Here is a 12,429-nt window from a genome sequence, read left to right as displayed (position 1 = left end):
ATAAAAGAGATTATATTGCCAGTACCCTAAAGTTTAGAACTTAAATTCTATTTATTGTGAGTATTTTTGTAACATGCAAAAAGGCACTTTATACCTCGTTCCCGTACCATTGGCAGAAGAGGTAGCACACAAAACGTTTACTCCTTACCTGGTTGATACCATTAACCACATTGATACGTACATAGTAGAAAACAGTAAAACTGCACGCCGGTTTTTAAAGGAGGCGGGATTAAAAACCCCTCAAAAGGATCTGATTGTACATGATTACGGCAAACATAACCGTACCGATTTGGGTCAGTTTTTTGTTGAACTTAATGCCGGGAAAGATGTAGGTTTAATGAGCGAGGCAGGCTGCCCGGGCATTGCCGATCCGGGTGCAGATATTGTAGCTGAAGCACATAAACGCGGTATTAAAGTGGTTCCATTGGTAGGCCCAAGTTCAATTTTGCTTGCTTTAATGGCATCAGGTTTTAACGGACAGAGTTTTGCTTTCTGGGGATATTTACCTATCGACAAGGAGCAGCGTACCAAAAGAATTAAAGACCTTGATTTATCGGCAAGCCGTTATAAACAAACTCAGATTTTTATCGAAACCCCCTTCCGTAATAACCAGCTTTTCGAAGAGGTATTAAAAAGTTGTAAACCAAACACACAGGTTTGTGTAGCCAGTAACCTCACTGCAGAAAACGAATTTATTAAAACCCAGAGCGTTTATAACTGGCGCAAAGAGGAAATAGACCTGCACAAACAGCCAACTATATTTTTGTTGTATTAATTGGGTTAATTGGTTAACTGGTTTTGCAACTTCCACGCTTCCGTCATCTCGACTGGAGCGAAGCGGAACGGAGAGATCTATTTCAGATAGATTTTCTTTGACTACCACAACTTTCAAAAAATCAAAACATATCCAACATCACATTGGTTGTTAATACAGCGCTCTGCAATATTATTCACTAAATTTTACAGTTATGAAAAATACAGGCACACCAAAAAACAATCCAACGGTTCAGGGCAGTTCAATAGCAGATCGTGCAAATCATGATGTTAAAACGGATAAAAAAATCCAGGGTATAACCAATGGCGGCGGGCAACGGTCTGACCAGACTTCGAACAAAGACAATCAAAGGAAACAAGACAATAAAAAATAATAAAAAAGGTGGTGATCGCGTGATCATCACCTTTTTTGTTAATCATAAATTCCTAATCCGAAGGATGTCCGGGATAAACACCTTCTGTAGCAATGATATATATTGCACCTTCTACTGACAGAAGTTTAGGCAAGGCAAAATTCGACATGCCATCGCCACCATACCTTGTTTTGAGGATAGAAAACAACTTTATATTTTTAGTAACGGACAGCAGCGAGCCATCACATTTAGCAAATCCAACCGGTGCATAATCACCGGCAAAAAGGGTTATAGTCCCCAGCATTAAATCCATAGCGTTTTATTTAGTGTTTAATACTACTAAATAAACAAATTATTCTTATTTCGCCATTACATTATAGAAATTATAATCCGTCATTGGTGCCCCTGTAATGCCTAAATTATGGCACATGGTGATGATCTGACCACGGTGATAAGTACTATGGTTAAAAACATGCAGGACATATTCAAAATTCTGAAAATCGGAGGTAAACCACGGGCTCTGAATTTCTGTTTTCTCATTAAACTTATCTTCGCCAATAGCAGTAACATAAACAGCCAAATTTTCTGATTGTTTCAATAATGAATTAAAAACATCAGCTAAACTTCCATATTCCCGACACTCAAATTCGGTTTTGGCAAGAATAGAATACCAATATTCCTGTGTTTGTAAAATATGCGCAAGGGTTAACTTTACACTTTTAAAACTCGAGGGCACTTCTTGTTCCAGTAACTGCTGCGGATGTTTTTTTAACCAGTTTATCAGGGTCAAATTTGCCCAGAAATTGTAGTTAGCATAATTTTTCATCAAATAAACAAGGGAGGTTTCTTCCGTTGTTTCTGCGAATAATTGTTCTTGTACCATATCTTTTTTGTTTTAGTTATACAAAGAAAACATCGGGCACTGACAACCCTATGGCAGCGTAAAACCAGATTAAAAAATATTTTTCGCCTACAGTTTACTTCTTTTATTAAGGCAAAAACTGCTTTGCAAAACTCTTTTTTAACAAAAAAATTATCCTGAAATACGATAGTTGATGTAAATTTTTAAATACAATTAAGGTTTTAAATAATTACAACACATACTAATTAAGTTTTCGTGTAAAATTCTGATATAGGCCAAAATTTATGTAACACGTTCTGTTACATTTGTTTCATCAGCACTTAAGGATTAACTAACCTAAACAAAACATGAAAAAAAATCTAAAAAGAATCGCTATCGTTGCGATGGTTGCAATGGTAATTGCAGCCTGTAAAAAAAACCAGGAATCGGCACAAACAGAACCACAGGAAACTGTAAAAAATGCCGACAAAGTTTTACAGTATATTAAAGATCTGGGCTTCCCTGCATCGAGTATCGTAGATAACGGAAGTGAATTTGTTGTAGAAGAAGATATTTTGTTTCCTAAAAACATGCAAATACCGGCTGATGGTGTTGGTACAAAAATCGAACAATATTATACCGGTAGTATTGTAAACGCAACAAAAAAACTGAACATCAGGATTTTTGTAGATCCATCTATGACATCTATGAGCAGCGAGATCAATAGTGCAATTGCTCAATGGAATGGTGTACCAAATTCTACCTTGCGTTTTAGTATTGTAACCACAGCCCCTTACGATATTTTAATTAAAGACGAAGCTTTAGCTGCATCTCCGGGATTCGTAACCTGCGGACAGGCACAATTTCCATCGGGAGGCAGTGCAGGAGCGCTTGTACGCATTAATAAATCGGCTATAGCAGGTAATTCTTTTGCCCAACGTGCACGAACCATTTGCCATGAATTTGGTCACTGTATTTCTTTCAGACATACCAACTGGTCTGCCCAAGGCGAATCTACAGCAACAAATGTACCTGGCGTTCCCGGAACTGATGCTTCATCATTGATGAATGGTGGTCAATGCAATTCGGGTGCTACTGTATTATCGCAAAAAGATAAAGACGCAACAGCTGCCTTATATTAAACCCAAAATAATCAATTAACCTAAACCAAATCCTTAACCAGTTGAAGATGAGCTCGGGTATCTACACGATACCTGAGCTTATTCTTTAGCTAAAGCAATGATGTCTTTCCCTTCCAAAACACGTCTTTTATCGTTATGGCTTAAGGTGTTAATCATTGCCTGCCCCAGCTCGGCCATGGTACAGAAACCACCAGGGTAAATGGCCCTGCCAACCGGAAATAACCAGTTAATATACTTATAGAATTTATGTGCATATTTCTGCCCCGGCAATGGTTTAATAAAACCCGGTCGGAAATTAAAAACCTGCTCAAAAGGTAATTTTGTTAAATCGCTTTCGGTTTTGCCTTTTACCTGTGCCCATTTCAAACGGCTATTTTCATTGGTTCCTCCGCCAGAAACATAACAAAAAGTCATATCATTATTGAGCTTACTTAATGTTTGCGCTACATGCATGGTGAGGGTATAGGTCATTTGGTAGTAGGTATCGTTATCAACGCCTACTGAAGTTATCCCTAAGCAAAAAAAACAGGCATTATAGCCGGTTAGCTCACTTTCTATTTTCGAAAAATCGAAAAAATCAGAATGGATAATTTCTTTGAGTTTTGGATGAACATAACCACATGGTTTGCGGTTAATGACTAATACGCTGTTAATTTCGGGACTATTCAGGCATTTCATCAATACGCCTTCGCCAACCATCCCGGTAGCACCGGTAATGATAACGTTATTCTGATCTCTGGTTTTTCCCATGATAATTATTTAAAAAATAAACCGACAGGAGCGGGCATTGTTTACTATAATATAAAAAAAGAGCAACCGGTTAAAGCTGCTCTTAGAAATTATCTTGATGTTGGACTTTTCATCTGGTAATCTTTTGGAGGTTCTGCCCCTAAAAGGTTTTGGACAAAATAATCCCAGCGGCGACGCATCATGTAAGGTGAGTAAGCACCATAACCATGGGCACTGTTAGGAAAAATAACCAGGTCGAATGATTTATTTGCTTTTTCAAGCGCCTCCACTACCAATAGTGTATTATATGGCGGCACGTTATCATCCATTAAGCCATGCACCAGCATCAGTTTGCCTTTAAGATTTTTAGCATAATTTTGATTCGCCTGAGCTTCATAATCAGAATTTTCTAACAGGCCGTTATAGCGTTCGCCCCAATCGTCCTCGTAGTTTCTGTTATCGTGGTTTCCTGATTCGGAGATACCTACTTTAAAGAAATCGGGATAACGGAACATGGCCGCAGCAGTAGCAAAACCACCACCAGAATGCCCCCAGATGCCAACTTTTGTGGTATCAATAGGATATTTTGCCGAAAGCTGTCTGATGGCAGCAATCTGATCTGGCAAAGTATTTTCGGCCATATTGCCATAGCTCATATCGTGGAAGCTTTTAGAACGGTCAGGATTGCTGGTTCCCTCTATCACCACTACAATAAAGCCGAGTTCGGCCAAAGCCTGGTTATCGCCACGCGATGCGGCAAATGCCCAGCTACCCACACTACCACCCTGCGGACCAGGATAGATATAATCGATAACCGGATATTTTTGACTGGCATCCATTTTTGTTGGCGTAAAAACCAAACCATAAATATCAGTTTTACCATCTTTAGCTTTAAGTGAAACCGGGGTTGGTGCTTTCCAGCCTGTAGCGGTTAATCTCGAAACATCAGTTTTTTCTAGCGTGTTAATCAGTTTTCCGTCGATGCTCCTTAATACGGTAACAGGCGGCACATCTGGTTGTGAATAGCTATCTACAAAATACCTGAAAGATGGAGAAAATACCACCTGATGATTACCGGCTTCTGGTGTTAAAAGGGTTAAATTTTTGCCGTCGAAACCAATTTTATATAGGTAACTGAAATAAGGATTATCTTTTTCGCGGCCATTGGCGAAAAAATATAGAGTTCTGGATTTTTCGTCCACTTTAACTAAACGTGAAACCACAAAATCACCTTTGGTAATCTGGTTTTTCAATTTTCCATTACCGGAATCGTACAAATAAAGATGCCCCCAGTTATCTCTTTCCGAGTACCAGATGATTTCTTTCGACGCCGGAAGATAGCGCCAGTTAATCGCGCCCTGACCCGACTCGAACTGTGTTTTTACGGTTTCTTCGAAAACTTCTCTCACCGCACCTGTGGTGGCATTGGCAATACGGAATTTTTCGTTTTTATGATCGCGGGAGGTGGACAAAAAGGCCACTTCTGAGCCGTCGGCTTTCCAATCGATATCATCAAAAGTACCGCTGCTCGAAATATCATCGCTCAACGTTGCGCGGTGCGGATCGGCAGGAATATTCAGTGAAATTACTTTTGGATTTTCCACATCAATGATTACCCTTCTGATGGTCGCGATTTGTTTATCACCCGGCAAAGGATATTTCCAGGCTTTTAATACCGGCGCGCCCACATTGGTGGTTACTAGGTACATATCTTTTGAATTGCGCTGATCTTGCTGAAAAGTAGCTATCTTTTTCGAATCAGGCGACCAGCGTAAAATTGGCGCATCGCTATGTTTCCAGCCTGCGTTATCGGTGGCGTAACCGTAATCTTTAATGCCATCGGTAGTGAGTTGTGTTAATTTGCCGGAGGCCACATCTTTCATAAAAAGATTGTAATCTTTAATTAAAATGGCTTTTTTGCCATCGGGAGATAAAACCTCATTGCGGCCTCCTATGCGTCGTGATGACATTTCGCCGCCTTTATAATCGGTAGTTGGGGTTTTGGTTTTCTTTACCGGATCTACCAAAAAAGTTTGTTCGGTGCCATTGTTTTTGATACTGTACCAAAATTTATCACCTTCAAGCCAGTTGGGCTGCCCGCTGGCATTGTCGATATACTTTGCGGTATTATAGCTCATAAAACTTTCCGCTCTTTCGTAATCGTTTACGGTTAAAGCTTTTTGCTGAGCATTTGCTGTAATGGCTAAAGTACAAGCCGTTACAGTAAGCCAATATTTATTTATCATGTTAGTTAATCTTGCGATAAAAATAATACTGTTTTGGCAAATGATTGGTATTAATCGTGATACAAAATTGGAGCGGAGAGTGTGGGGCGTTGAGCGAAGGGCGATTCTATTTGCGTCATAACTTAAGACTTTCGAACATCTGACCTCCGACTGATTAACTTTCCATTTTTACCGCAAAGGACACAGAGAGAATCCATAGAGGGTGCAAAGCTAGGCGGCTACTTAAGATACAACCAAACTTCGGACTTTCGAACATCTGACATCTGAATATTGACACAAGTAGAAACAAACTTTAAACGTTTATCGCCAAACGCCCACGCTTTTTCAGTTAAATTTACTACTTTAGCATAAACAACAGACATGAACAGAAAGAGCTGTCTTCCTCCTCCAACACCTTAATAAATAGCATTGCTATGTAATGGCATGGTGCTGGTTTATTACCGGTACTTAAACTTTGCCTAAACAATTTATTTATTAATTTATGCCCTACTGGGGGCGACAGCTAGTTTTTTATGAAAAAATCATATCTGGTATTACACTTTGCGGTAATACTTGCAGGTTTTACCGGCATCTTCGGTAAACTTATTTCCCTTAACGAAGGTCTTTTGGTTTGGTATAGGGTATTCTTCTCGGCTATTATTTTATTGCTGGTTTTAAAACTGTTTAAGGTTGCAACCAATATTAAGTTCAAAGAAAAGTTTCATATCACTAAAATCGGGATGTTTATTACTGTACACTGGGTGTTTTTTTACGCCAGTATCAAGTACTCGAATATTTCGGTTGGTGTGGTGTGTTATTGTTTAACCAGTTTTTTCACTGCAGTTTTTTCACCATTAATTAACAGGCAAAAATTTAACCTATCCGAACTTTTATTGAGTTTGCTCACCCTTTTCGGCATAGCCCTGATTTTCCATTTCGATTCTTCTTTTCAACTAGGAATTGGTTTAGGCGTGATATCATCAGCATTTGCTGCGCTTTATACAATTTATAACGAAAGACTGGTTAAGGTGTACGATAGCAGGCTGATCAACTATTACCAGATGCTTGGCGGAACAATTGGTTTAGGTATTTTACTTCCGGTTTATCTGCATTTCTTTCCGGTTGAAAGCATCATTCCAAATTGGAAAGATACAGCTTACCTGATTTTACTGGCTTCTTTTTGCACCGTTGGCCTGTACGTTCTGTTTGCCGAATCTTTGAAAAGGATTTCTGCATTTACAGTAAACCTGAGTTTCAACCTCGAACCTGTATATTCCATTATACTGGCTTTTTTATTTTTTAACGAAGGCAAAGAGCTGAATTTATCTTTTTATATCGGTTTAGCTTTTGTAATGACATCTGTTATTTTACAAACGTTTATTTCGATCAGAAAATAGTTAGAATCTAATACCCAAAAGCGCTGATTGCGCTTTTGGGTATATTTAAAATTAAAGGAGTTCGATATAACCCTCCGCACCATTTACCCTGATCCGTTGTTTATCTTTAATTAGTTTCGTAGCATTTTCTACACCAACAACTGCCGGTAAGCCATACTCACGTGCAATAACGGCGCCATGAGTCATCAGGCCGCCAACTTCAGTAATCATGCCTTTAATGGCTACAAATAATGGGGTCCAGCTTGGGTCGGTAAAGGTGGTTACCAATATATCTCCCTCTTCGAGATCAGCATCTTCTATGTTTAAAATTACACGTGCCCGTCCTTCTGTTACACCAAATGATACCGCCAAACCTACAATGGCATTATCCGGAAGATTTTCATGGTGATATCTGCCTGAAATAATTTCACCATCAGAAGTGATTACGCGTGGTGGATTAAGTTTTTCAAACAACAAATGTTCATCTTTTCGCTGTGCAATAAGATTTTCATCAAGTTTATGGGTAACGACAACTTCCTTTAATTCCTCGAAAGTGAGGTAATAAATACCAGATTTTTCGTTAATTACCCCGGCTTGTAAAAGCTTTTCGGCCTCTTTCATCAAGGCTTCTTTATAAATATAAAAACGACTAACGATTCCGTATTTTGGATATTCGCGATAACCGGCAAAATTGCGGAGCAGGCTGATCATTTCTTTGGTTTCACTGATTTTTTGTTCACTTTCTGGTAATAACGCGAGCCTGTCCAATAATTCTTTTTCTTTTTCCAAAGCCTGTGCTCTTCCCTGATTAAATTTCAGCTTACCGGCATCTGGCTCAAAATTTTTGATGTTACTGAGGATAACCGGAATCAATATAGATGGTTTTTCGCTCCAACGTGTATTTGTAATATCAATTTCGCCCGCACACCGCATGCCATACCTATCCAGATAATCATCAATAGCATTTTTAACTATTTTTCCGCCCTGAAAATGTAGCAGTTTATCTAAAAAATGATCGTCTTTAGTATCTTGTAAATAACCGATGATTTCAGGATAAGGACGAACTACATCAGCTACATCCAATAGTGCCAAACCCATTTCGGAAGTGATATTATTTGATACGGATTGAGAAAGTACATCTGCTACGTTTTTTTCACCTAACCATTCGCCCATTTTTTCATTAATCCAGGATGCAGCATTCATGGCTGCGATGATCACACTGATATGTTTCGAATCAAATGTCATCTTTTTTGATAGCCCGATGTCTTCAAGAATAAAATCAAATAGCTCCTGTCCTGATTTTGTGCGGATACTTTGTTTTAAAATTTCTATCGATGCTTCACTATGCTTAATCAACTCAAAAACAATTGCAGGGTCGCTTCCTACCGGTGCTAAAATATCGGCAGACGATAAACCCTTAGTGCTTTTTACAACTTCTGGCCCTCCTCCATCGTCTGGTAGCGACTTTATAAAATCTGCCCGCTCTGTGATGGTAATCAGTGCATCTTTAATCAACGGATCGTGCTGCGCCATGGCCTCCAGTAAGCCATCCTTTCCTGCAGGGGTTTTCAGGTTATCTGTAACATCTACAAATAATCTTCCACCCGCTTTAAACATGGGCCTGGCGGCTCTTAACTGCCATAAAGATAAACCAAGGGGTTTCATTGGGTCGGTCATCATTTGCTGATGACCAACAGAGATATAAACATGCTTCTCCTCATCGCCTGCCTCAGGCACCGGATATAAAGTTGTGATTGGCCTGCTCTGAACGATATGAAACAGGCCACCAGCCAAACACCATTCGATATCTTGTGGCTGGCCGAAATGTGTTTCAATTTTCCTGCCTATACTTTCGAGTTTCAAAACCTGTTCAGCTGTAAGCGCTTTTTGATCTTGTTGTTCAGCTTCGATTTCTTTTGAAATGGTGCCTCCGCCATTTATCGCATGAATGGCCAATTTTTTGAAAGATATTTTCTCACCAACAATTTTGCCATCATAAACCTGGTAATTATCGGCATTTACCAAACCCGAAACCATGGCCTCACCTAAGCCAAAACTGGCGTCGATGGATAGTACTTTCCGGTTACCGGTAACGGGATCAGCAGTAAACATAATTCCGGCTACATCAGCAAACACCATTTTCTGTATTACAACGCAAAGCCGAACTTTATGGTGAGCAAAGCCATTCTGGATGCGGTAAATGATGGCCCGGTCGGTAAATAAAGAGGCCCAACACTTGCTGATATGTCTTAGGATAGCCGTTTTCCCAGCAATGTTCAGATAACTATCCTGCTGACCCGCAAATGATGCTGCAGGCAAATCTTCTGCAGTAGCACTAGATCGCACTGCAAAAGCATCATTTTCATTAAATTTTTTGAGGAAAGCTTCAATTTCATCAGTTATATCTTTTGAAATCGACATATTTTCGATAATCGCCCTGATTTTTTTACTGATTTCGCTAATTACATTCAGATTTTCTGCCTCAAGCCCTTCCAATTCATCTAATAAGTTTTTTAGCTCCTCATTGTTTCCAGTTATTTTTTTATAAGCTTCGGTGGTGATGCAAAAGCCATCAGGTACAGTTATGCCTTCAATTTTTGATAGTTCGCCCAGGTTAGCACCTTTTCCTCCTGCTGTTAAAAGATCTGACCTGCCGATTCCCTGAAAACCAATTACGTAATTCCCCATATGTTTCTTTTTTTATCCGGTCGAAATTTCAATCCTCCTGATCTCAGCAAGAAAAAACACGCTGTATTTCAACACTTTAAACTATTAATCAGGAAGAAGAAAGGCCAAAAGTATAGGGTTAGAACTGCGAAAACAACGTTTTTTAACTATATTTTTCCAACCGCAATAAGGGTAGCTGTATCTACGTTATTCTTACAACAAACAGACAATATTTAATATCAATTCTCTTCAAAATATTTCTTGATTCTGAAAAATGATTTAAATATTAGGTTCGATAAAACCAGCCAATTTATCTGCAATTTTTGAAACGAAGACGTATTTCTCACCAGTGGAATTAAGGCAGTGGTTTAATGAGCAGTTCGTGTAACTACATTTTGTCAAAATAAGTGTTAACAAAACCGTTTATTTTGACATTTTTGTTAAATCAAATCGGACAGGGAAATTTTCTGGCAGTTATCTTTCTACAATTAGAATCCAGCCCGGTGATTGATTATTAGCTAAAATTGCAATTTTTACAACCTTAGATGAGAACCGACCTGAATAATGAGCTGGCCACCAAACCCCACTACCCCATACTAGACGGCCTTCGCGGTATTGCTGCCATAATCGTTGTTACCTTTCACCTTACCGAACCTTTAGGAACAGGACACTTAGACATTCTGGTTAACCACGGTTACCTGGCAGTAGACTTTTTCTTTTTATTATCGGGTTTTGTAATGGGCTACGCTTACGACGACAGGTGGAATAAAATGACGGCCGGCAATTTTTTTAAACGCCGTATCCAGCGCCTTCAGCCTATGGTAGTTTTAGGAATGACCCTTGGCGCGATCGGATTCTATTTTACGGATTCTACCATATGGCCACTCATCCATACCATTCCTGTCTGGAAAATGCTGCTGGTAATGCTGATCGGTTATACGATCCTTCCGGTACCCTTATCGCTTGATATACGCGGCTGGGAAGAGATGCATCCTTTAAATAGCGTAGGATGGTCATTGTTTTTTGAATACATTGCTAACATTCTGTATGCCATCTGGATCAGGAAATTTTCCAAAACGGCTTTAAGTATTTTAGTTGTTATTGCGGCTATTGCACTTGCACACCTGGCCATCACAAATGGTGATGTAAGCGGTGGCTGGACATTGAATGTGGAACAGGTTAGAATTGGGTTAACCCGTACCATGTACCCTTTCTTTGCCGGTTTATTACTCTCACGCATAGCGAAGCCCACCCGAATTAAAAATGCATTTTTATGGTGCAGCCTTTTGGTAGCCATTGTACTCTATATGCCGCGTATTGGCGGTGCAGAGCATCTCTGGATGAACGGGTTTTATGAATCTATTTGTATTATTATCGCCTTCCCGCTGATAGTGTACCTTGGCGCGAGTGGGGTAATCCAAAGCCAGAGAGAAAACAGGATTTGCAAATTTTTAGGTGATATATCTTATCCGCTTTACCTGGTACACTATCCGCTGGTTTATTTTTATGTTGCCTGGATCAGCAACCATAAAGGTATAACAATTGTTGAGGCCTGGCCTTATGCGCTACTCATTTTAACCAGTGCGATTGTTTTGGCCTATGCCGCATTAAAATGGTATGATGAGCCTGTTCGAAGATGGTTGCGAAAAAAGCTTGTTTAAAATGAGAAATGATAGCCTAAAAGTAACTATGGTTGTTTAAAGCGGAGAGGGCGGGATTCGAACCCGCGGTACCTTGCAGTACACACGCTTTCCAAGCGTGCTCGATCGACCACTCTGACACCTCTCCGGTTATATGATATTATGTTGTTTCAGATATAAATATCCATTTATGGATTTATAATATTGTTCTCTTCTAAAAGCTTCACTTCTTGTATTAAATTCCTCAAAATAGTGAATAATGAAAGGGCACCTGGCTTTTGTCGATTTCACCCCTCCGCTATTATGCTTAATTAATCTTAGTTCGAGGTTTTCTGTACTTCCATAATATTACTTCCCATCTTTCTCGCTTTTTAAAATATAACTATAAAACATAATTATCTATTATTATTGCAAGTGTTCGAAGTATAATTTATTAGCTCCTTTCCAAGCGTGCCCTATCAACACTCCCCAAAGGGGTCCTTCGGACTGACACCTCTCCGATTGGGTTGCAAAAATATATTTTTTATTGGTAAAAAAAATGCTCCCGATATAAAATAGACTGAACCCAAAAAGTTGGACAAAGTTAAAAAATTAATTAGACTGATGAGCTCGATATTTTATCGGGCTCATCCCGTTTAAATTGAGTCTGATTCTGTCGTTATTATAATAGTGAATATATTCT

General features: G+C 39.3%; 11 protein-coding genes, 1 tRNA gene and 1 pseudogene. 5 read left to right on the top strand and 8 right to left on the bottom strand.

Going from position 1 to position 12,429, the window contains the following annotated elements:
* Nucleotides 1-73 precede the first annotated feature (73 nt).
* Nucleotides 74-775, top strand: a complete 702-nt coding sequence (locus tag ABD769_RS16185; RefSeq protein ID WP_344852435.1) for an SAM-dependent methyltransferase — start codon at nt 74-76, stop codon at nt 773-775.
* A gap of 193 nt (nt 776-968) precedes the next feature.
* On the top strand, nt 969-1,148 hold the full coding sequence (locus tag ABD769_RS16180) for a hypothetical protein (protein WP_344852434.1): 180 nt from the start codon (nt 969-971) through the stop codon (nt 1,146-1,148).
* A gap of 52 nt (nt 1,149-1,200) precedes the next feature.
* Here the strand turns inward: ABD769_RS16180 and ABD769_RS16175 are convergent, their stop codons facing one another.
* Nucleotides 1,201-1,440, bottom strand: a complete 240-nt coding sequence (locus ABD769_RS16175; protein ID WP_344852433.1) for a phage tail protein — start codon at nt 1,438-1,440, stop codon at nt 1,201-1,203.
* Between the two features lie 45 nt (nt 1,441-1,485).
* The gene (locus tag ABD769_RS16170; protein WP_344852431.1) at nt 1,486-2,010 is read right to left on the bottom strand and encodes a DinB family protein; all 525 of its coding nucleotides are present in this window, start codon (nt 2,008-2,010) and stop codon (nt 1,486-1,488) included.
* Nucleotides 2,011-2,336: 326 nt separating this feature from the next.
* Between ABD769_RS16170 and ABD769_RS16165 the strand changes: the two genes are divergently transcribed.
* Nucleotides 2,337-3,110 carry a M57 family metalloprotease gene (locus ABD769_RS16165; protein ID WP_344852430.1) on the top strand — a complete coding sequence of 258 codons (774 nt, stop codon included), beginning with the start codon at nt 2,337-2,339 and terminating at the stop codon, nt 3,108-3,110.
* 78 nt (nt 3,111-3,188) lie between these two features.
* Here the strand turns inward: ABD769_RS16165 and ABD769_RS16160 are convergent, their stop codons facing one another.
* Both ABD769_RS16160 and ABD769_RS16155 read right to left on the bottom strand, forming a co-directional pair.
* On the bottom strand, nt 3,189-3,860 hold the full coding sequence (locus ABD769_RS16160; protein ID WP_344852429.1) for a Rossmann-fold NAD(P)-binding domain-containing protein: 672 nt from the start codon (nt 3,858-3,860) through the stop codon (nt 3,189-3,191).
* Nucleotides 3,861-3,949: 89 nt separating this feature from the next.
* On the bottom strand, nt 3,950-6,085 hold the full coding sequence (locus tag ABD769_RS16155) for a S9 family peptidase (protein ID WP_344852428.1): 2,136 nt from the start codon (nt 6,083-6,085) through the stop codon (nt 3,950-3,952).
* Between the two features lie 512 nt (nt 6,086-6,597).
* Here ABD769_RS16155 and ABD769_RS16150 point away from each other — a divergent pair.
* Complete coding sequence (locus ABD769_RS16150; RefSeq protein ID WP_344852427.1) at nt 6,598-7,461, top strand: DMT family transporter; 864 nt, start codon at nt 6,598-6,600, stop codon at nt 7,459-7,461.
* Between the two features lie 51 nt (nt 7,462-7,512).
* Here ABD769_RS16150 and ppsA read toward each other — a convergent pair whose 3' ends face one another.
* A complete protein-coding gene (ppsA, locus tag ABD769_RS16145; protein WP_344852426.1) occupies nt 7,513-10,128 on the bottom strand; it encodes a phosphoenolpyruvate synthase in 2,616 nt (871 codons plus the stop codon).
* A 524-nt stretch (nt 10,129-10,652) separates the two neighbouring features.
* Between ppsA and ABD769_RS16140 the strand changes: the two genes are divergently transcribed.
* Nucleotides 10,653-11,768 (top strand): acyltransferase family protein, encoded by a 1,116-nt coding sequence (locus tag ABD769_RS16140; RefSeq protein WP_344852425.1) that lies wholly within the window; start codon nt 10,653-10,655, stop codon nt 11,766-11,768.
* A gap of 42 nt (nt 11,769-11,810) precedes the next feature.
* Here ABD769_RS16140 and ABD769_RS16135 read toward each other — a convergent pair.
* The 3 genes and pseudogenes from ABD769_RS16135 to ABD769_RS25020 all read right to left on the bottom strand — a co-directional run bounded on the left by ABD769_RS16135 (nt 11,811) and on the right by ABD769_RS25020 (nt 12,422).
* Nucleotides 11,811-11,895 (bottom strand) — tRNA-Ser (locus ABD769_RS16135).
* Nucleotides 11,896-11,897: 2 nt separating this feature from the next.
* A pseudogene (locus ABD769_RS25025) lies at nt 11,898-12,083 on the bottom strand (GIY-YIG nuclease family protein); the annotation flags it as partial.
* A gap of 255 nt (nt 12,084-12,338) precedes the next feature.
* On the bottom strand, nt 12,339-12,422 hold the full coding sequence (locus ABD769_RS25020; RefSeq protein WP_425568871.1) for an IS3 family transposase: 84 nt from the start codon (nt 12,420-12,422) through the stop codon (nt 12,339-12,341).
* Nucleotides 12,423-12,429 lie beyond the last annotated feature (7 nt).

It is taken from the genome of Pedobacter jeongneungensis (assembly GCF_039538295.1).
In the GTDB taxonomy this organism is placed as follows: domain Bacteria; phylum Bacteroidota; class Bacteroidia; order Sphingobacteriales; family Sphingobacteriaceae; genus Pedobacter; species Pedobacter jeongneungensis.
This window is presented reverse-complemented; position numbering and strand designations above follow the sequence as displayed.